Annotated in this window: 20 protein-coding genes; 9 read left to right on the forward strand and 11 right to left on the reverse strand. The window is 65.5% G+C overall.

What is annotated here, in order from left to right:
• Positions 1-39 precede the first annotated feature (39 nt).
• From ACFK0J_RS09540 to ACFK0J_RS09550, 3 genes are all read right to left on the reverse strand, one after another.
• Complete coding sequence (locus ACFK0J_RS09540) at positions 40-939, reverse strand: glycosyltransferase (protein ID WP_378738536.1); 900 nt, start codon at positions 937-939, stop codon at positions 40-42.
• A 193-nt stretch (positions 940-1,132) separates the two neighbouring features.
• Complete coding sequence (locus tag ACFK0J_RS09545) at positions 1,133-2,035, reverse strand: glycosyltransferase (protein WP_378738539.1); 903 nt, start codon at positions 2,033-2,035, stop codon at positions 1,133-1,135.
• A gap of 181 nt (positions 2,036-2,216) precedes the next feature.
• Positions 2,217-4,685 (reverse strand): phosphoketolase, encoded by a 2,469-nt coding sequence (locus ACFK0J_RS09550; RefSeq protein ID WP_378738541.1) that lies wholly within the window; start codon positions 4,683-4,685, stop codon positions 2,217-2,219.
• A gap of 240 nt (positions 4,686-4,925) precedes the next feature.
• Here ACFK0J_RS09550 and ACFK0J_RS09555 point away from each other — a divergent pair, with 240 nt between their 5' ends.
• The 7 genes from ACFK0J_RS09555 (at position 4,926) to ACFK0J_RS09585 (ending at position 11,415) form a co-directional block, all read left to right on the forward strand.
• Entirely contained in the window at positions 4,926-5,498 is a 573-nt protein-coding gene (locus ACFK0J_RS09555) for an FKBP-type peptidyl-prolyl cis-trans isomerase (protein WP_378738543.1), read from the forward strand.
• Positions 5,499-5,670: 172 nt separating this feature from the next.
• Positions 5,671-7,077, forward strand: coding sequence for a trigger factor (gene tig / locus ACFK0J_RS09560; protein WP_378738544.1), 1,407 nt, complete (start codon positions 5,671-5,673; stop codon positions 7,075-7,077).
• Between the two features lie 274 nt (positions 7,078-7,351).
• Complete coding sequence (locus ACFK0J_RS09565) at positions 7,352-7,942, forward strand: ATP-dependent Clp protease proteolytic subunit (protein ID WP_218475169.1); 591 nt, start codon at positions 7,352-7,354, stop codon at positions 7,940-7,942.
• Positions 7,943-8,009: 67 nt separating this feature from the next.
• Positions 8,010-8,678, forward strand: coding sequence for an ATP-dependent Clp protease proteolytic subunit (locus tag ACFK0J_RS09570; protein WP_378738546.1), 669 nt, complete (start codon positions 8,010-8,012; stop codon positions 8,676-8,678).
• Positions 8,679-9,125: 447 nt separating this feature from the next.
• Positions 9,126-10,406 carry an ATP-dependent Clp protease ATP-binding subunit ClpX gene (gene clpX / locus ACFK0J_RS09575; protein ID WP_218475172.1) on the forward strand — a complete coding sequence of 427 codons (1,281 nt, stop codon included), beginning with the start codon at positions 9,126-9,128 and terminating at the stop codon, positions 10,404-10,406.
• 382 nt (positions 10,407-10,788) lie between these two features.
• Complete coding sequence (locus tag ACFK0J_RS09580; RefSeq protein WP_378738547.1) at positions 10,789-11,097, forward strand: STAS domain-containing protein; 309 nt, start codon at positions 10,789-10,791, stop codon at positions 11,095-11,097.
• 36 nt (positions 11,098-11,133) lie between these two features.
• A complete protein-coding gene (locus ACFK0J_RS09585; RefSeq protein WP_378738549.1) occupies positions 11,134-11,415 on the forward strand; it encodes a ribosomal protein L7/L12 in 282 nt (93 codons plus the stop codon).
• Between the two features lie 21 nt (positions 11,416-11,436).
• Here the strand turns inward: ACFK0J_RS09585 and ACFK0J_RS09590 are convergent, their stop codons facing one another.
• The gene (locus tag ACFK0J_RS09590; protein ID WP_378738550.1) at positions 11,437-11,889 is read right to left on the reverse strand and encodes an Lrp/AsnC family transcriptional regulator; all 453 of its coding nucleotides are present in this window, start codon (positions 11,887-11,889) and stop codon (positions 11,437-11,439) included.
• A gap of 110 nt (positions 11,890-11,999) precedes the next feature.
• Between ACFK0J_RS09590 and ACFK0J_RS09595 the strand changes: the two genes are divergently transcribed.
• Positions 12,000-12,617, forward strand: coding sequence for a LysE family translocator (locus tag ACFK0J_RS09595; RefSeq protein WP_378738551.1), 618 nt, complete (start codon positions 12,000-12,002; stop codon positions 12,615-12,617).
• 48 nt (positions 12,618-12,665) lie between these two features.
• Positions 12,666-13,256: a DinB family protein gene (locus ACFK0J_RS09600; protein ID WP_378738553.1), complete on the forward strand. Its 591-nt coding sequence runs from the start codon at positions 12,666-12,668 to the stop codon at positions 13,254-13,256.
• Positions 13,257-13,274: 18 nt separating this feature from the next.
• Here ACFK0J_RS09600 and ACFK0J_RS09605 read toward each other — a convergent pair whose 3' ends face one another.
• The 7 genes from ACFK0J_RS09605 to ACFK0J_RS09635 all read right to left on the reverse strand — a co-directional run bounded on the left by ACFK0J_RS09605 (position 13,275) and on the right by ACFK0J_RS09635 (position 18,569).
• On the reverse strand, positions 13,275-14,054 hold the full coding sequence (locus ACFK0J_RS09605) for an ESX secretion-associated protein EspG (RefSeq protein WP_378738556.1): 780 nt from the start codon (positions 14,052-14,054) through the stop codon (positions 13,275-13,277).
• A 2-nt stretch (positions 14,055-14,056) separates the two neighbouring features.
• On the reverse strand, positions 14,057-15,370 hold the full coding sequence (locus ACFK0J_RS09610) for a hypothetical protein (protein ID WP_378738559.1): 1,314 nt from the start codon (positions 15,368-15,370) through the stop codon (positions 14,057-14,059).
• Complete coding sequence (locus ACFK0J_RS09615; protein WP_378738560.1) at positions 15,367-15,756, reverse strand: hypothetical protein; 390 nt, start codon at positions 15,754-15,756, stop codon at positions 15,367-15,369. Before ACFK0J_RS09615 ends, ACFK0J_RS09610 begins: the two co-directional genes overlap by 4 nt.
• A gap of 2 nt (positions 15,757-15,758) precedes the next feature.
• The gene (locus ACFK0J_RS09620) at positions 15,759-16,403 is read right to left on the reverse strand and encodes a DUF3558 domain-containing protein (protein ID WP_378738562.1); all 645 of its coding nucleotides are present in this window, start codon (positions 16,401-16,403) and stop codon (positions 15,759-15,761) included.
• 99 nt (positions 16,404-16,502) lie between these two features.
• Positions 16,503-16,994 carry a hypothetical protein gene (locus ACFK0J_RS09625; RefSeq protein ID WP_378738564.1) on the reverse strand — a complete coding sequence of 164 codons (492 nt, stop codon included), beginning with the start codon at positions 16,992-16,994 and terminating at the stop codon, positions 16,503-16,505.
• A gap of 189 nt (positions 16,995-17,183) precedes the next feature.
• Positions 17,184-17,999, reverse strand: a complete 816-nt coding sequence (locus tag ACFK0J_RS09630) for a hypothetical protein (protein WP_218475189.1) — start codon at positions 17,997-17,999, stop codon at positions 17,184-17,186.
• A gap of 192 nt (positions 18,000-18,191) precedes the next feature.
• Positions 18,192-18,569, reverse strand: coding sequence for a nuclear transport factor 2 family protein (locus ACFK0J_RS09635; protein WP_218475191.1), 378 nt, complete (start codon positions 18,567-18,569; stop codon positions 18,192-18,194).
• Positions 18,570-19,052 lie beyond the last annotated feature (483 nt).

A 19,052-nucleotide genomic window follows, 5' to 3' on the forward strand; every position in this document is an offset into this window, starting at 1 on the left:
GCGAGGCAATCCAGGCGAAAATGCTCCATCCCAGGTCCGTTACCCGTAGTAGACGCGATGGCGCAGGCTGCCCTGGATCCGTCCGACGAGCACGCCCGCATGCAGCGTCCACAAACCGCGCGGGAACCGATTCCGGGTGAGCCGGATGAACGGATTATGCAGCACCACAAGCACTATCGAGAACCACGTCGCTTGGAACGGCAGCCGAGGGCAACCGACGGACCGATGTTTGGCGTACACCGCGACGGCACCGCGCCCGTAGTTGAGCGCTTGCCGCCAGGTGTCGCGATAGGTCGTGCGCAGCCGGTACGCGACGAGAGCGTCCGCGGCGTGGCCCAAGCGCAGCCCGGCTTCCTGGATGCGCCAGCTGATGTCCACGTCGTCGCCGCCGAAAAGGCTTTCGTCGTAGCCGCCGACCTTGTCGAAGGTCGTGCGCCAGTAGCCGGCGTTGTTGCCGTGCGCGTAGGGCAGGTAGTGGGTGGGGAACCCGTCCTCGGGCGCGGGCACCGGTCGCCAGCTGGCGACTTCCGGGCTGTTGAGCGTGGTCACTTCGACGGCGCCACTCACCGCGTCGTAGTCGGCGGCGGTCCGGACCATCGCGCTGAGCCAGCCCGGATGCACCCGGTCGTCTTGATCGACGAAGGCGAGGAAGTCGCCATCGGCGAGCGCTGCCCCGTTGTTGCGCGCATAGGACGGGCCTTGCGTGGCGGAGCTGTCCACGTAGCGCAGCCGCAACGTTTCGGTGAGCGGATGCCCGTCGATGTGTTCGGCCAGGCCGTCGCTGGACCCGTTGTCGCTGACCAAGACCTCATAGGGCTCCGGGTAGTCCTGTTCGGCCAACGCGGCGAGTTGTTCGTCCAACTCGGGAAGTCCGTTGAACACCGGAATGATGACCGAGACGAGCTCGGGCTTACGCGCGGACACGGCAGACGCCGACATCGATACTCCCCCTAGGTCCTCGAGAGGACGCTATCTAGCGGATCTGACACATGGACTGGTGCCGCCCCGACGGCATCGAGGAACATACTCGCGAACTCCCCTTTGCCGCAATATTTCTCGAATGTGTCACCCGCCACCGGGGAAAACGTCGAGTACCGCCGCGCCGAATACTTTCGCGCGCAGCGGAACCCGGTTACCCGTAGTAGACCCGATGGCGCAGCATGCCCCGGATGCGCCCGACCAGCACACCAGCGTGCAGCGTCCACAACCCCCGGGGCAGCCGATTCTTGGTCAGCCGAATAAACGGATTGTGCAGTACCACAATGGCGATCGACACGAACGTCGCCGGCAACGGCAAGCGCGGGCACCCCAGGGGTCGATGCTTGGCGTACACATCGACGGCACCGCGCCCATAGTTGACCGCCTGCCGCCAGGTGTCGCGGTAGGTCGTGCGCAGGCGGTAGGCGACCAAGGCGTCCGGCGCGTGGCCGAAGCTCAACCCGGCCTGCTGCAGCCGCCACGTGATGTCGACATCGTCACCGGCGACGATCAGGCTCTCGTCGTAGCCGCCGATCTTCTCGAAGGCCGTGCGCCAATAGCTGGTGTTGTTGCCGTGCGCGTAGGGCAGGTAGTGGGTGGGGAAGCCGTCCTCCGGGGCAGGCATCGGTCGCCAGCTGGCAACCTCTGGGCTATTAAGGGTCTGCACTTCGACGGCACCGCTCACCGCGTCGTAGTCGGCGGCGGTCCGGACCAGCGCGCTGAGCCAGCCCGGATGCACCCGGTCGTCCTGGTCGACGAAGGCGAGAAAGTCGCCCTCCGCAACGGTAGCCGCATTGTTGCGGGCATACGGCGCACCCGGTTTGGCCGAGCTGTCGACATACCGCAGCCGCAACGCCTCCGTCAGCGGGTGGCCATCGATATGCTGGGCCAACCCGTCGCGGGAACCGTTGTCACTGACCAGCACCTCATAGGGCCCGGGATAGTCCTGTTCGGCCAAACCGGCCAGTTGCTCGTCCAAATCGGGAAGCCCGTTGAACACAGGAATGATTACCGAGACGAGCTCGGGCTTACGCGCGGATGCGACAGACGCCGACACCGGTACTCCCTATCTGGGTCCCCGACGAGGACGCTATCTAGCAGATCTAACAAGTGAACCATTTCAACTTACCTTGCTGGCGTCGTGGAACATACTCGCCAACTGTGGGTTACCGCCAGGTTTTCGGCGGGTGACACGTGCGCGCTCAGGCGATTAGGGGATGGATTAGGGGAATGACCGTTCAAGCGGTCTGATACGGCCAGCTCCAGTCTGCGACCGCGGGAATATCCTCGCCGTGCTCGCGGGTCCAGGCGCGCGCCTCCCACCGGGCGTCCACCATCTCCTGCCGCAGTCCGGCGGCTCGCTCGCCCAGGCTCGGCACCCGATCGATGACGTCCATCACCAGGTGGTAGCGATCCAGATCGTTGAGCATCACCATGTCGAACGGTGTGGTGGTGGTGCCGCGCTCCTTGTAGCCGCGCACGTGCAGCCCGGCATGGTTGGTGCGCCGGTAGGTGAGTCGGTGCACCAGCCACGGGTAGCCGTGGAAGGCGAAGATCACCGGCCGGTCGTGGGTGAACAAGGTGTCGAATTCACTGTCGGGCAAGCCATGTGGGTGCTCGTCCTGCGGTTGCAACCGCATCAGGTCGACCACGTTCACCACCCGCACCCGCAACTCCGGCAGCCGATCCCGCAGAATCGCCGCCGCCGCCAGGGTTTCCAGTGTCGGCACGTCTCCGGCGCAGGCCAGCACGACATCCGGGACGGTGCCGAGCTTGTCGTTGTGACTCGCCCAGTCCCAGATGCCGATGCCGCGGGCGCAGTGCTCGGCCGCGTCGTTCACCGAAAGCCAGTCCGCCTGCGGCTGTTTGCCCGCGACCACCACGTTCACGTAATGCCGCGAACGCAGACAGTGGTCGTAGGTGGACAGCAGGGTGTTGGCGTCCGGCGGCAGATAGACCCGGACGATCGACGGTTTCTTGTTCAGCACCACGTCCAGGAAGCCCGGGTCCTGATGGGTGAACCCATTGTGGTCCTGCCGCCAAACATGCGAGGAGAGTAGGTAATTGAGGCTGGCGATGGGGCGCCGCCACGGCACCGCCGCGCTGGCGTCGAGCCACTTGGCATGCTGGTTGAACATGGCGTCCACGATGTGGATGAACGCCTCGTAGCAGGTGAACACCCCGTGCCTGCCGGTGAGCAGATAACCTTCGAGCAGCCCCTGGCACATGTGCTCGGACAGCACCTCGACCACCCGGCCGGTGCGGTCGAGTTTCTCGTCGTATTCGCCGATTTCGGCCTGCCAGTTGCGGCCGGTCACCTCGAGGATGTCCTGCAACCGATTGCTGGCCAGCTCGTCCGGCGCGAAGGTGATGAAGTTGTCCGGGTTGGTCCGGGTGACCTCGCGCAGCCAGCCGCCGAGCACCTTGGTCGCCTCGTGCGTGCTGCCGCCCGGCGCGGCCACCTCGACACCGAAGTCGCGCCAGTCCGGCAGATTCAGATCACGAACAAGCATGCCGCCGTTGGCGATCGGGTTCGCACTCAGCCGCTGGTCGCCCTGGGGCACCTGGTCGAGCAGCTCCGACACCGGCCTGCCCTGCTCGTCGAACAACTCCTCCGGCCGGTAGGAGCGCAGCCACTGTTCCAGCACCGCACGGTGGCTCGCGTCGGAGCGCGCGGCGGGCAACGGCACCTGATGCGCCCGGAACGTGCCCTCCACCTGATCGCCGTCCACCATCGGCGGACAGGTCCAGCCCTTCGGGGTGCGTAACACGATCATCGGCCAGATCGGGCGCACGCCGTCGGTGCCGGCCCGCGCGGCGCGCTGGATCTGCGCGATGCGTTCCATGCAGGTGTCCACCGCGACGGCCATCGCCTGATGCACCGCCGTGGGATCGCTACCGGACACGATGATCGCCTCGTAGCCGTACCCGCGCATCAGCGCGACCAGCTCCTCCTCTGGAATGCGCGCCAGGATGGTCGGATTCGCGATCTTGTACTGGTTCAACGCCAGGATCGGCAGCACCGCGCCGTCGCGCGCCGGGTTGAGGAATTTGTTGGCATGCCAGCTGGTGGCCAGCGGACCGGTCTCCGCCTCGCCGTCGCCGACCACACAGAACACCGTCAGGTCGGGGTTGTCCAGCGCGGCGCCGAAGGCGTGCAACAGGGAATAGCCGAGCTCGCCACCCTCATGGAACGAGCCGGGCGTCTCCGGCGCGCAGTGGCTCGGCACCCCGCCGGGAAAGGAGAACTGCGCGAACAGCGCGCCCATCCCGGTCGCGTCCCGCGGAATATGGCTGTACAGCTCGGAGTACGTGCCTTCCAGCCAGGCGCACGCGTTCGGCCCCGGCCCGCCGTGCCCTGGTCCGGCGACGAAAACGGCGTTGAGCCCGCGCTGCCGGATCGCCCGATTGGCATGCACCCACACCAGGTTCAACCCGGGGACGGTGCCGAAGTGCCCGAGCAGTCGCGGCTTGATGTGCTCGGCTTGCAGCGGCTCGCGCAGCAACGGATTCGCCATCAGATAGATCTGACCCACCGAGAGGTAATTCGCGGCTCGCCACCAGGCGTCGATCGAGACCAGTTCGTCGCGGTCCAGTGGGCCCGCGGCATCGGTCAGTCGATAGGGCTGGGGGGCGACGGTCGCGCCGCCCGTGCTGCCGACATTGTCGGCCGAGGTGTCGCCACCCGCACTGGCCAAGTGGGTCATGCGCCGACTCTCCTCACGCTCGGGGCCATCGAAAGCGGTCCTGGAGCGCCGCCGGCGTCGGTCCGGCAGCCGCACCGAATCAATCGGCAACTCCAGATGGAGGATTCACCGTCAGCCTACTGATCAATCACTTGTTCTGTAGGTAGGTCCGCAGGCCAGCGGCCTCCGGCGCGGCGAAGGCGAGCTGGGGACGGCGCGTGGCGCGCCGGGGCGGCCGGATCGGGCGGTAGGGTCCGCGCCATGCACACACTCGGCAGGATCATCGGGATAACCACCATGACCGCGGCGGCGTTCACCCTCGTCGCCTGTGGCTCGGACGACAAGGCGTCGTCCTCTCCTTCCGCTACCTCCTCCGCGAAGTCCGCCGCACCGGCGCAGGCCGGGCCCACGCAGAGCAAGGGCCGCGAATGCACCGCGGAGGACATCAGCGTGAGCGGCGACTTCGGCACCGCACCGAAGGTCACCATCCCCGACAACTGTGACCCGCCCAAGGCACTGATCACCAAGGATTTGATCCAGGGCAGCGGCCCCGGCGCGGCCTCCGGTCAAGAGCTGACCATGAACTACGCGCTGTTCACCTGGTCGAATAGGCAGAAGAAGGACAGCTCGTTCGACCGCGGGACGCCGTTCCAGCTCACCCTCGGCGGCGGCCAGGTCATCGAGGGCTGGGACCAGGGCCTGGTCGGCGTGCAGCAGGGCACCCGCAGGCTGCTGATCGTGCCGCCGGACCTCGGCTACGGCGCGGGCGGTCGCGGCATCGCGCCGAACGAGACGCTGGTCTTCGTCACCGACGCGGTCTCCGTGGGGAAGTAGCGGCGGCGAAAAGCGGCCGAGTGCAGCCCGCCGGGGCCGGTCAACTAACCTGGTCGGGATGCGTACGCCGCGTCCCTCGCCAGCCCGGCGGGCGCCGGGGTTCCCGGATCGAGTCCGGGACGACGGGGGATCGCGTCTCAACCAGAACAGACGACGAACAAGGAGCATGTCCGTGAAGAGCACCGTCGAGCAGCTGAGCCCGACCCGGGTCCGGATCAATGTCGAGGTGCCCTTCGAGGAACTGAAGCCGGACTTCGAGCGCGCGTACAAGGCACTGGCCAAGCAGGTCAAGATCCCCGGCTTCCGTCCAGGCAAGGCGCCGGCCAAGCTGCTCGAGGCCCGCCTCGGCCGCGGCGCGGTGCTGGAGCAGGTCGTCAACGACGTGCTGCCCGGCCGCTACAGCGAGGCCGTCACCGCCGCCGAGGTGAAGGTCATCGGCCAGCCCGAGATCGAGATCACCAAGATCGAGGACGGCGAGCAGCTGGCGTTCACGGCCGAGGTCGACGTGCGCCCGGAGATCACGCTGCCGGAGTACGAGAACCTGGCGGTGACCGTCGACGCGTTCACCATCGGCGACGAGGACATCGAGGAGCAGCTGCAGTCGCTGCGCCAGCGTTTCGGCACCCTCACCGGCGTCGAGCGCCCGGTCCAGGACGGCGACTTCGTCTCCATCGACCTGTCGGCCACCGTGGACGGCGAAGCCGTGCCGGAGGCCTCCACCACCGGCCTGTCCCACGAGGTCGGTTCCGGCCAGCTCATCGAGGGCCTCGACGAGGCGCTGATCGGTCTGTCCGCCGGTGAGTCGAAGGACTTCACCTCCACCCTGGTGGCCGGTGAGCACGCGGGCAAGGAAGCCGTCATCACCGTCACCGTGCAGTCGGTCAAGGAGCGCGAGCTGCCGGCGGCCGACGACGACTTCGCCCAGCTGGCAAGCGAATTCGACACCCTCGAAGAGCTGAAGGCCGACCTGCGCAACCGGGTCGAGCGCAACAAGAAGGTGCAGCAGGCCGGCGAGATCCGCGACAAGGTGCTGGAGACCCTGCTGGAGCAGGTCGAGGTGCCGCTGCCCGAGGCGGTCGTGCAGGCCGAGATCGACGCCGTCACGCACGACGCGGTGCACGGCTTCGACCACGACGAGGCCAAGCTCGCCGAGGCGCTGGAGGCCCAGGGCTCCAGCCGCGAAGAGTTCGACAAGGACGCCAAGGAATCGGCCGAGAAGTCGGTGAAGACCCAGCTGCTGCTGGACGCCATCGCCGAGGCGGACAACACCCAGGTCGGCCAGGACGAGCTCACCGAGCGGATCCTGTTCCAGTCGCAGCGCTACGGCATGGCGCCGGAGCAGTTCATCCAGCAGGTGCAGCAGGCGGGCCAGCTCGGCGCGATCTTCGCCGACGTCCGGCGCGGCAAGGCACTCGCCGGTGTGGTCAACAAGGTGAAGGTGACAGATTCCGAGGGCAACGCGGTGGACACCGCCGAAATGTTCGGTGCGCCCGAGGATTCCGACGCCGCGACCGACGCTCCCGCCGATTCGGCGGTAGACGGCGACTCGACCGAGACCGCTGCGGCGAAGGCCGAATAAATTTTATGGAATGCCAGCGTGAGACGTGGCAACAGGCCGCGTTGATTGCGCTGTGAACGAGCGAAGCGAGTGAACCAAAGACACAGCGCGCCCTCGCGAACAGCGCAACTGAGCGCCAGCGAAGTTGCGCTGTGAGCGAAGAAAGGGCGGTACCGGGAGTTCGGTGCCGCCCTGCTTCGTTAATGTTTGTGACAACGAACCAGAGATGGCCGTCGGCCAACGAGCCGGTAAGAAAAGGCAGGTATCCGTGACAGTCAATCAGGCAGGGGTCGTCATGACATCCGCGACTGCTGGTCTCAACCTCAGCGATTCGGTGTACGAGCGCCTGCTCCGTGAGCGCATCATCTTCCTCGGCACCCAGGTCGACGACGACATCGCGAACAAGCTCTGCGCGCAGATCCTGCTGCTTGCGGCGGAGGATCCGACCAAGGACATCTTGCTCTACATCAACTCGCCCGGTGGTTCGGTGACCGCCGGTATGGCCATCTACGACACCATGCAGTTCGTCGAGTGCGATATCGCCACCTTCGGCATGGGCCTGGCCGCGTCGATGGGTCAGTTCCTGCTCACCGCGGGCACCAAGGGCAAGCGCTACGCCCTGCCGCACGCGCGGATCATGATGCACCAGCCGTCGGCCGGCATCGGTGGTTCCGCCGCCGACATCGCGATCATGGCCGAGCAGTTCGCGCACACCAAGCGTGAGCTCAACGAGCTGCAGGCGCTGCACACCGGCAAGTCCGTGGAACAGGTCACCATCGACGCCGACCGCGACCGCTGGTTCACCGCCAAGCAAGCGCTGGAGTACGGCTTCATCGATCACGTGATCGGTCACGCGAACCAGGCCAACGGCGTAGGCAACGACTAGGCGCCATCCGGACTCTTTGTCCGTTCAGCGCAGCAGCCGCTAACACACACAGACTTTGGAGACGAAGATGGCCAACCAGTTTGACCCACGCGCACTCGGCGGTATGGCACCGCAGAGCCCGCAGTCGCGCTACATCCTGCCGTCGTTCATCGAACATTCGAGCTTCGGCGTCAAGGAATCCAACCCGTACAACAAGCTGTTCGAGGAACGCATCATCTTCCTCGGCGTGCAGGTCGACGACGCCTCGGCGAACGACGTCATGGCGCAGCTGCTGGTGCTCGAGTCGCTGGATCCCGACCGCGACATCACCATGTACATCAACTCGCCCGGTGGCTCGTTCACCTCGCTGATGGCCATCTACGACACCATGCAGTACGTGCGCGCCGACGTCGCGACCGTCTGCCTCGGTCAGGCGGCCTCCGCCGCGGCCGTGCTGCTCGCCGCCGGTACCCCCGGCAAGCGTGCCTGCCTGCCCAACGCCCGCGTCCTGATCCACCAGCCGTCGCTGGAGGGTGGCATCCAGGGTCAGGTGTCGGACCTGGAGATCCAGGCCGCCGAGATCGAGCGCATGCGTCGCCTGATGGAGACCACGCTGGCCCGGCACACCGGCAAGGACGCGGACCAGATCCGCAAGGACACCGACCGCGACAAGATCCTGACGGCCGAAGACGCCAAAGAGTACGGGATCATCGACCAGGTGTTCGACTACCGCAAGCTCAGCGCGCAGAAGAAGTGATCGAACCGGGCGAATCGCCGATCCCGGCGGCGATTCGCCCGTAAATTGCTGTACCCCAGGGAATTCCGGCCGGGAGGTGTGCCACGTGGCATGCTGCCCGGCCGGACTGCTTCAGTCGCCAGGCCGGCCCGGAAACGCTTCCGTCACCAGCACCGATGTACCCAGCGGCCGGAGCGGAAAAGGCTGCTGAACGGATACAACGCGCTCCGGTGCCGTGAGAACTCGCACAACCCGGCGGAGAAACATGCTCGAGTTGTCGACCTCCATCGCACACACCAGGTACGGTCAACCTAGGGACCTTTGCTCCCGGTTGACAGCACTGCCCCACCCACCGGAACCGGTCGACGCGTTTGCGACTTCGTCGGTGGCGTTGAGAACTATGGCGGCAGATAACTGGCAACCTGGACAGACGGTTGCACGCGGACGAAGGAAGTAGGGACCCACGAGATGGCGCGCATCGGAGATGGCGGCGATCTGCTCAAGTGCTCGTTCTGCGGAAAGAGCCAGAAGCAGGTCAAGAAGCTCATTGCGGGACCAGGGGTGTACATCTGCGACGAGTGCATCGATCTATGCAATGAGATCATCGAGGAAGAGCTCGCGGAGTCCAGCGAGGTCAAGCTCGATGAGCTGCCCAAGCCTGCCGAGATCCGGGACTTCCTGGAGAACTACGTGATCGGGCAGGACACCGCCAAGCGCACTCTCGCGGTGGCCGTGTACAACCACTACAAGCGCATTCAGGCCGGCGACAAGGGCCGCGACAGCCGCGGCGAGGTCGTCGAACTGACCAAGTCCAACATCCTCATGCTCGGCCCCACCGGCTGCGGCAAGACCTACCTCGCGCAGACGCTGGCCAAGATGCTCAACGTCCCGTTCGCCATCGCCGACGCGACCGCGTTGACCGAGGCCGGGTACGTCGGTGAGGACGTCGAGAACATCCTGCTGAAGCTGATCCAGGCCGCCGATTACGACGTGAAGCGCGCCGAGACCGGCATCATCTACATCGACGAGGTCGACAAGATCGCCCGCAAGAGCGAGAACCCGTCGATCACCCGCGACGTCTCCGGTGAGGGTGTGCAGCAGGCGTTGCTGAAGATCTTGGAGGGCACCCAGGCGAGTGTGCCGCCGCAGGGCGGACGTAAGCACCCGCACCAGGAGTTCATCCAGATCGACACCACCAACGTGCTGTTCATCGTGGCGGGCGCGTTCGCGGGCCTGGAGAAGATCGTCTCCGATCGGACCGGCCACCGTGGCATCGGCTTCGGCTCCGAGGTTCGCTCCAAGCAGGAGATCGACACCGCCGATCACTTCGCCGAGGTGATGCCGGAAGATCTGATCAAGTTCGGCCTGATCCCCGAGTTCATCGGCCGCCTCCCGGTGGTTGCCTCGGTGACCAACCTGGACAAGGAATCGTTGGTCAAGATCCTCTCCGAGCCGAAGAACGCGCTGGTCAAGCAGTACATCCGGCTGTTCGAGATGGACGGCGTCGACCTCGAGTTCACCACCGACGCCCTCGAAGCCATCGCCGACCAGGCGATCCTGCGTGGCACCGGTGCTCGTGGCCTGCGCGCCATCATGGAGGAAGTCCTGCTGCCGGTGATGTACGACATCCCCAGCCGCGACGACGTCGCCAAGGTGGTCGTCGACTCCGATACCGTCACCGAGAACGTCCTGCCGACCATCGTGCCGCGCAAGGCGCAGCGCACGGAACGCCGGGAGAAGTCCGCGTAACCACGCAGCACAGACACAAGAGGGAAGTCGCCGCGAAGCGGTGGCTTCCCTCTTTGTTTGCCGTGCGAGAGTCTTTGTTTCCAGTAGGAAAGAAGTTGCCAGAAAAAGGTGTAGCCGCTCGGCGGCTGGGGTACCCCTGATTCAGGGTTGAGCAGACAGCCTAGTCCTGGACCGCTCAACGCGGCCGGGGCGCAACGCATTGCCGGCAACGGACGTCTTTGCCGTGCGCGACAGGACCGAGATCCTCATGTCGTCAACACTTGCTACTCCTGCATCCCTCGCCACCACGTCGAGACCCGCGCCTATCCCCGAGCGCGGTGCGATACCGAACGCCCCGGAACCGGCGGCCCGACTGAGTGTTTCCCTTACCTCGCCGAGTGAAATGGTCACCCTATGCGCTGTCGCGGGTGAGGTTGACTTCTACACCGCCGACCTGTTCCGTGACCGGCTGATCGGCTCACTGAGCACAGCCGCACCGATGGTGGTCATCGATCTGTCCCAGGTGACGTTCTTCGGCGTCGCCGGTCTGCACGTGCTGATCGAGGCGCGCACCTGGGCTGAACACACCGACCGCCGGGTCCGCCTGGTCACCGGTCCCCGCTGCGTCGACCGACTGCTGACGGTCGCCGGGGACGTGGTCGCCTTCGACACCGCGACCAACCTCGCCGACGCGGTGCTCGACGCCGCGTAAGTATCGGGACGCGGTGGCGGTCACTACGATTCGATCATGTTTGCCCGCCACCGCCTCGAGCGGAAGATCGACGCGCTCAACTTCAAAATGGACCGGATCCTCGAGCACCTGGGGATCCAAGAATTGCCCGCGATACCCACCGCCGAACCGGTCCGGGCGGCACCGGTTACCGCACGGCCCGGCTCCGGCAGCTTCGCCGAAATCGATGAGCTCTTGGCGCAGGGCAAGAAGATTCACGCCATCAAGCGCTACCGCGAGCTGACCGGCTGCGGCCTCAAAGAGGCCAAGGAGGCCGTCGAGCGCCGCTACCCGTATTGACGCCCGTTACCCGTATTGACGTCACAGTGGCACCGGCCGTTCGTGCACCACGTGCTTCATCACCAGCGTCGACGTCAAATGCTGAACGCCGGGTAGCGTGGCCAGCTTTTCGTCGTAAAGCTGTTGGAACGCAGGCAGATCCGCCGCGACGATGCGCAGCAGAAAATCCGGGTCACCGAAGAGTCGCTGCGCCTGTAGCACGTGCGGGATCTCGGCGACGGCCTGCTCGAATGCCGCGACGGTGCGGCGATCTTCCTGGCGCATGGTGACGAAGACCAGCGCCTCGAACGTCAACCCGACGGCGGCGGCGTCGACCAGCGCGCGGTAGCCGCGGATCACACCGGAGCGTTCCAGTTCCCGCAGTCTGCGGTGGCACGGCGACAGACTCAACCGCACCCGGGCAGCGAGTTCGGTGATCGTCAAACGCCCGTCCTGTTGTAGCTCGGCAAGAATCTTCCGGTCGACGCGATCCATGGGGCAGATCCTTCCACATATGCGCGTTCAGCTGCGAAAACTTGGAATCAACTCCCGGCTCGATCCGCCTATTCTTCCTTCGAGTGTCTATTCGAAGGGAGAAGTTCCGTATGGCTGTCGGGTACATCGCCGCGTTCTGGACCGTGTCGATCCTGCTGATCCTGGTGCCCGGCGCGGACTGGGCGTACGCGATCGCCGCCGGTCTGCGTGAGCGTTCGGTGCTGCCCGCCGTCGGCGGACTGCTCCTGGGTTATGTCGCATTGACTGCGGTTGTCGCGGCCGGGGTGGCTGCCGTTGTCGACCGGAATCCCGTTGTGCTGACGGCACTCACGGTGTTCGGCGGGCTCTACCTGATGTGGCTCGGCGGCACGACGCTGGCCGCGCCGAGTGCCCCCGCCACCCTGCCGGAGGAGACGAATCCGTCCCCATGGGGCGCCAGCGTCCTACGCGGCATCGGCATCAGCGGACTGAACCCCAAAGCCATCCTGCTTTTCCTCGCCCTGCTCCCGCAGTTCACCGACCGCACCGGCTCCTGGCCCCTCGCCGCCCAGATCGGCACTCTCGGCCTCATCCACACCGCCAGTTGCGCGGCCATCTACCTGTGCGTCGGCGTGCTGGCCCGCACCGTCCTACGCGCCCGCCCCACCGCCGCCCGCATAGTCACCCGAGCGTCCGGCATCGCCATGCTCATCATCGGTGCCCTGCTCTTGGTGGAACGCTTCGTGTGACTTGGCTGTTCGCCGCGGCATCGGGAAGTGCCCGGCTAGCCTGCCTGTATGAACCCGCAACACGTGATCGGGGCTGAAATCGCTGCCGATCTGCACCGCTATCTTCAGCAGGGCCGGGACAGCGTTCTTTCTTCGTTGGAAGGCTTGGGGGAGTATGACATTCGACGGCCGGTGACGCCCAGTGCTACCAATCTGCTCGGGCTGGTCAAGCACCTTGTTGGGATCGAGCTCGGGTATTTGGGTGACTGTGTCGGTCGGCCCGCTCCGGTGCGGTTGCCGTGGGTCGAGGATGAGTCGATCTGGGAGGGTGCCGATATGTGGGCTACGGCCGAGGAAACGAAGGATGAGTTGGTGGGGTTGTATCGAACGGCTTGGCGGCACGCCGATGAGTCGATCGAACAGCTCGGCTTGGGTGCCCCGGCCGAGGTGTCGTGGTGGCCGGAGGAGCGTCGGAAGACCACGCTGGGGGCTCTGCTTGTTCGGGTTGTTGCCGAAACTGCCCAGCATGCGGGGCATGCCGACATCGTGCGCGAAATGATCGATGGGCGCGCGGGTGGTGATCATGACGAGATGGGCGATGCCGCCTGGTGGTCTCGCTACGTCGAGCGTGTTCAGCGGGCGGCGGACAGCCATCGGTGACCGAAGTGCTTGTGGCCTTCACCACGAGGCTTTGCTCTGCTCGTTTTCCATGCGGTAGTAGCGGCGGGTGAGGTCGAGGAGGCGGGCTATCTCGTTGGTCATCGAGGTCGGGCTCATCGGGGTCGCGACGATGGGGTCGCCGGATTTGATGTAGTAGCGGCCGTCGTCGGCGTAGTCGGTCCAGAGGAAGCCGCGACCATCGGTGGTCGGCCTGGAATCGATGGAAGGGCCGGGGAATACGGTGATTTCGCCGACGGCGGTGCGGTAACGCTTGAACATGCGGTTGAGCTGTTCGTTGATGCTGACCTCGTCGGGGCGGCGGACGTAGCGCTGGCGGTCGGCGGCGATCTCGTCCCTGCGGAAGCTGACCGCGGGGTGGGTGCCCGCCGGTGCCTTCGGTAGTGCGGCCACCGCCGCGGCGGCCACCTCGCTCGGCGCGCACAAGCCCATGATCACGTCACCGCCGGTGTCTTCGGCCGTGCCGGGTAGCTGAACAAGGGTGGCGCCGGAGCCATTTCGGACCGCGCCATGGAACCGGAACACTGCGGCGAGCCCCGAACCGCCGAAACCCTTGGATTCGACGCGTGTTTCGGGTTCCAGCAGCGTCGCCAGGGCCAATTCCAGGTTCTCGGAATACTGGCCGAGCAGTGACTCGACAGCCGACTCTCGTTGCCGGACAAGGTCATCCCAATCGACCGCCGTCGTCGGCCGGAACGCCAACGGGTAAGGCAGGCGGTCGCGTCCGTAGGCCGACCAGAGGATGTCGAACTCCTGGCCGGTGAATCGCCAACTGCGCACGCTCAGTTTTCCCCGATCACCGGAGGTACGGCCGGGTTCGGTGTGCCGAGCAACTCCTCGGACCTGTCGATGATCAAGTAGTCCGGGATCTGGTGGGTCTCTTCGTCATCCTTCTTCCCGCCCGCACCACCTGCCATCGGCATGCCACTCATGCCAGGGCGGCCCGCGGCGCCCGTAGTGGAGGTGCCGGAGCGGGCGGCGAGCGGTGCCGCGGTTCCCGGCTGTTGCGGGGTGCCGGGGATGCTGCGGCCAGGGGAGGGGGTGCCCGAAGTGCCTGGGGTGCCCGGACCGGGTCGGGTGCTAGGACTTCCAGGACTGCCGGGGGAGCGAGTCGTGCTCGGGCTGCCCGGAGTAGTGCTTCGGCTGGGCACCTGAGTTCCCAGCGGTGTTGTGCCCGGGGTGTTTTGGTTCGTAGTGCCGGTGGGAGTGGAGCTCGTTGTCGCGGGATTGGTTGCCTGAGTGGCGGTTTGCGTTGTACCGGCGGCGGTGGTCTGCGGGTTCTCACCAGCCGTCTGAGTGTTGGAGTTCTGCTCCTGCTTCGGATCTCCGGAGCTGCCGCCCGATGCCTGAGTTTCCTGCTTCGATGGATCGCCGGTGTTCGAGGAAGTCTGCGGGCCCGCGGAAGAGGAGGACGGCGGAGCCATCGGCTGATCCGGATTGTTCACCAGGGTCGGGCTGTTCGGCACCACGGGAACACCGGTGTCCGTCTGGTTCGCGACCTGCCAGTACACCGTGCGGAGCACGCGGCGCGCCTCAGCGGTCGCCTCGGCCTGGTTGTGATCGTCGACCTTCAGCACACCCTCGGTGGGGAGCGTCTTACCGCGCAGGTCGGGGCCCGATTCGGAGGCGCGTGGCATGAGGGCCTGCGTTTGGTGTAGGCCGGTGTACAGCTCGTTCAGTTTGACCGAGATGAGCTCGGTGGCGAGGGTCAGTTGTTGTGACTGGTCTACGTACCGGCTGACGGACTGGACTGCCTGCTGCGCGGCTTGACCCTCCCAGCCGTTTGCGACGGTCGCCTTGATTGCGTCACCGAAGGTGTGCGACTTCTCCCGGAACGTGGCACTGATGTTCTGCCACATTTGCGAGGCTTCCCATGCTTGGCCGGGTTTCATCGCCTCGACTTTGCTGACGAGGTCCTGCAAGGTGCCGGTCTCGATGACGAACAAGTCCTCGCCGGGGTTGGTGATCGACGGCGGATCGTAGCCCTGCTCGATCTCCTGTGCTAGGCGGCTGCGGTGCGAGTAGATCGCGGTACGGTCGTCATTCCACTGCTGTTGAGCAGCGATGATTCGTGCTTGATAGTCGTCTTGACTCATGAGCCGCCCTCCCCAGGGACGTCAATGGCCGCGATCTTCTGGCTGTTGCTTTCGTCTACCGATTGGTAGTTCGCCATGGCCTTGGCGAACACTTGACGCATCAGTTGGACTTCTTCGATGTGGGTTTGAATCGATGCGTCGATCGAGTTGTCGCCGCTCTTGGCTTTCTGTTGGAACTTGTTCTCAAGGATCGGGCCTGATGGCATGGTCCCGAACCCGGCTACTGCTCGAACTCGGTAGGTCGAGCTGCGGATGTCATCCAAATCATCCAGGTAGGTCTGGCATCGGGCGTCCAGATCCTTACCGACTTCGGGACTGAGCCGCAGTTCACCGGCATTCGCCGAATCCAGCAGCCTCTGCCATTCCGCCACCCCGTCCGCAGCCATGGTCAGCTCCCTCCTCCGGGCAAAAACTTTGCAAGATCAGTGGCGTGGCGGAGCGCTTCATCGCAGGGCTCGCCGAGTCTTCCCACTGATAGTCGCGTTGTGACAGCGAAAAGAACTGAGCCACGAGCGGATCCCTGTGGCACATCTACCGCGACGCCGCAGTCGAGGCGCTTTTCGTCACCAACATTCGTATAGCGCAATGCCGGACGGCCTGCGACGGTCATGGCAGTGAATCCCTCGAAGTCGCTCCGTTGCTGGAACTGCTGGAGCGTCACAATCGACGACATCACCGACAGGTCGTACCAGCGAGCAGAGGAACGCCAGCCGCACACCTTCCACCCAGTGGGGTCAACGCCTGCAACATCCTTGTCTTTGGACTCGGGGTTGAGCCCATCAGCCCGCAACGCATCATCTGGCAATGCGGTGCACGGATCCCAGATCGCTGAATCCGGATCCTTCGAGCCCGACGGCTTCCCAGTGGCACTTGTCGTCGTCGCACTCGGCCCCCCGGTCGCCGTAGGCGACCCATCAGTCGAGCCCCCACACCCCGCCAACCCCAGCACCACACCCACTACCAGGGCGATACCTCGCAGCTTGTTCCCCCTGCTGGTCATCCGTTCCCCTAACCGCCGGTGTCCGAAATCCATCCGAGGTGGATGCGTCCCGGTGCCCACCCCCGTTACCTGGGCAAACCGTACCGCCGACCACTCGCGCGCCGCAACAACCCCGGAACATTCCACCACCGATCAGCACGTCTGATACGTTCCGCGAGTGCCTGCTCGGCCGGGCTGGGCTGAGAACGACAATGCGGTTCCGGTGGAGGCGTGTTGGTCTCCGGGCAGACGCTCTAGACCCGCTTCGATTCGGGTCGACTGCTGACTGAGATTCGGTCGTGGATCGCTGGCCGCGGCGTTCATCAGAGCCATTCCGCCGCAGGCTGAAATGAGGACGCCGCCCAGTGCCGCCATTGCCCAGATGAACGGTGGCCGACCGCGGCGCGCAGCGACGACGAGCATCACCCCGGTCACGAGCAGGGTGCTGCCGACGCCGACGAAGGTCACGCCAAGTGACCAGGGCACCAACCATTCTCGGCATTCGTGATACGAACAGCCGTCGGTGAACATCACGGTGAAGGGGGCGATCCAAGCCGCGAACACGCCGATCCCGACCGCGAGGGCATACACGAGCCAGGCCGTGACCAAGTCCCCGACGGACGGCCGAGGCTGCTGATCTTTCACTTCGACAGGCCCCCTGAAATGTGGACGGCTGTCCGGACACCCACTCCCAGGTCACTATAAGTGCCAGCAGCGGGACAGAAGGGACAATCCGGGACGGCGGGGACCGATCCCGCTCAGATCGAGCGGATACCTCCCGCTGGCGCGGCCGTGGCGTGCGGGTCCGTGGATACGACGATCAGAACCCGCGGGTCACCCGCGCGCCGTGCTCATCATCGGCCCTTCCTGCCGCGGCCGCGGGAAGTCCGGGTTCTCCCGAATGTGCTCCGTGGCGCGGGTAATCGCCTGGCTGTACCGCGCGCTCGCGGCATTGTGCGTGAGCAGCGCGACGCCGATCATCGCCGGTGCGACGGCGTGCACGCCCGCGTCGAACCAGCGGGCGTCCTTGACGTGCGGATAGGTGTTGAGCCCGATTGTCAGTGCGAGCAAGACGATTTCGGCGGCGACCACCTGGGTGCGGCTGTTCAGCACGCCCCATTCGGCCAGCTTGGTGGTGCCGATCATGATGATCACCAGGCACACGCTGATCATCGCTTCGACCAGGTAGCTGAACCAGTACAGCGGGTCGGTGATGCCGTCCGGGGCGATGTTGTGCTGCACGTTGACGGCCGACCACAGCATGCCCGCGATCACGACGCCGGCCAGCGCGCGCAGCGACCAGGCGCGGTGCCGGTACAGCGAGGCCAGCTGGGCGTGCGGGCTGGATTCGCGGCGCTGGGCGGCAATGGCTTTGCGTGCCATCAGCAGATCGCGGATGTCGGCCTTTTCGATGGCTTCTTTGGTCTGCCGGGCGCGGTCGGCGGCGGCGGACACGGCCTCGGCGTACTTCCAGCGCTGGCCGCGGTCCTGGGTGCGGATGCGCTCGGCCAGTTCCCGCTCGGCCTCCAGCTCGTCTTCGGCCAGCGCCTCGGTCAGCGCGGGATCGAACTGGTAGGCCAAGCGGCCGCGGGCCCGCTCGACCCGCCTTGCCAACTGCGCGACTTCGTCGAAGGGGTGTTCGTCGGGCATGCGGGCTCCAAATGTGGATGGGCTGAACGGAACTCGACAAATCGGAAGACGCCGGGCTGCCCGCTCACCGGGAGCTGGGTAGTAGCTCGCTGCGAGGGTAGCGGACAGGTGGCGTCGACACCTACTCTTCATAGTCGATTCCGCGCGCCGAAAGCACGCTGGAGCGTCAACTGCGCCGAAAATACCGGCGAGTCACTCGGGTTCGATGGCCATGTCTTCCTGGCTCCAGTACGCGCGCATGCGGGTGATCTTGCCCGCGTCGTCGAACTCCATCACGTCGATCGGCGACAACGTGAAGCGCTGTCCGCCGACCTTGGTGACGATGGTGAACATGAAGGCGGCCTCGTTGCCCACGATGCGCACGGTCTCCGGTCGCAGCTCGGTCTCCCGGTCGAGCGCGGCGATCACGTCGTAGAACTCCCGGATGGCGGCGTGCCCGTGCCGGGCCGGGGTACCCACCGGGTCTTCGACGGTCGCATCGGCGGCGTAGAGGTCGACGACGGCCTCGGTCGGGCCGGAGCCGACCAGCTTGACGTACTGCTCGACCGCATCGCGGATCTGCTGGGTCATCGAAACTCCTACCGAATTGGAACCTGTTCTAATTCGGCAGATTAGCAGCACAGCGGCGGGGGCGGTCAAGGATCGGTTCCGCGCTGTCGTTGCGCTGTCCACGGCGATCGGTGTGGCTCGAGCCGTGGGGAATCCCCCCGAAAGTTGGAATGCCCCCGCAGCTGCTGTGCTGGTGTCGGCATCCGCGTAGAGGGATACGGTGACGACCCGAAAAACTCGATCGCGCCCGGTGCCGGGGATCGTCTTTGACCCCCCGTGGTTCGCCGTTGAACCTTCATCCCGCGCTGATGCTTTCGTAGGTTCTGTCGCTCGAACGGGCCTCGGTGTTACCGCGCCGTCGGTCTTCTTCAGAGTTCCGACCGGTGCGTCTTTTTGTCCGTTTCGTCCGTTGTGTGCGCGTTGATTACTGCTTTCCTCGGCGTCCAGCCAGGAAACTCATCGCTAACTCCGCCGTACCGATCCCGGTGTGTCGACCTTGCGCTG

The sequence above is a fragment of the Nocardia brasiliensis genome, from assembly GCF_042691675.1.
Classification (GTDB): Bacteria; Actinomycetota; Actinomycetes; order Mycobacteriales; family Mycobacteriaceae; genus Nocardia; species Nocardia brasiliensis_D.

Coding starts and splice junctions, on each gene's coding strand:
- ACFK0J_RS09540 (WP_378738536.1), bottom strand. CDS start 939: ATGTCGGCGTCTGCCGTGTCCGCGCGTAAGCCCGAGCTCGTCTCGGTC.
- ACFK0J_RS09550 (WP_378738541.1), bottom strand. CDS start 4,685: ATGACCCACTTGGCCAGTGCGGGTGGCGACACCTCGGCCGACAATGTC.
- ACFK0J_RS09555 (WP_378738543.1), top strand. CDS start 4,926: ATGCACACACTCGGCAGGATCATCGGGATAACCACCATGACCGCGGCG.
- ACFK0J_RS09565 (WP_218475169.1), top strand. CDS start 7,352: ATGACATCCGCGACTGCTGGTCTCAACCTCAGCGATTCGGTGTACGAG.
- ACFK0J_RS09570 (WP_378738546.1), top strand. CDS start 8,010: ATGGCCAACCAGTTTGACCCACGCGCACTCGGCGGTATGGCACCGCAG.
- clpX (WP_218475172.1), top strand. CDS start 9,126: ATGGCGCGCATCGGAGATGGCGGCGATCTGCTCAAGTGCTCGTTCTGC.
- ACFK0J_RS09580 (WP_378738547.1), top strand. CDS start 10,789: ATGGTCACCCTATGCGCTGTCGCGGGTGAGGTTGACTTCTACACCGCC.
- ACFK0J_RS09585 (WP_378738549.1), top strand. CDS start 11,134: ATGTTTGCCCGCCACCGCCTCGAGCGGAAGATCGACGCGCTCAACTTC.
- ACFK0J_RS09590 (WP_378738550.1), bottom strand. CDS start 11,889: ATGGATCGCGTCGACCGGAAGATTCTTGCCGAGCTACAACAGGACGGG.
- ACFK0J_RS09595 (WP_378738551.1), top strand. CDS start 12,000: ATGGCTGTCGGGTACATCGCCGCGTTCTGGACCGTGTCGATCCTGCTG.
- ACFK0J_RS09600 (WP_378738553.1), top strand. CDS start 12,666: ATGAACCCGCAACACGTGATCGGGGCTGAAATCGCTGCCGATCTGCAC.
- ACFK0J_RS09610 (WP_378738559.1), bottom strand. CDS start 15,370: ATGAGTCAAGACGACTATCAAGCACGAATCATCGCTGCTCAACAGCAG.
- ACFK0J_RS09615 (WP_378738560.1), bottom strand. CDS start 15,756: ATGGCTGCGGACGGGGTGGCGGAATGGCAGAGGCTGCTGGATTCGGCG.
- ACFK0J_RS09620 (WP_378738562.1), bottom strand. CDS start 16,403: ATGGATTTCGGACACCGGCGGTTAGGGGAACGGATGACCAGCAGGGGG.
- ACFK0J_RS09630 (WP_218475189.1), bottom strand. CDS start 17,999: ATGCCCGACGAACACCCCTTCGACGAAGTCGCGCAGTTGGCAAGGCGG.
- ACFK0J_RS09635 (WP_218475191.1), bottom strand. CDS start 18,569: ATGACCCAGCAGATCCGCGATGCGGTCGAGCAGTACGTCAAGCTGGTC.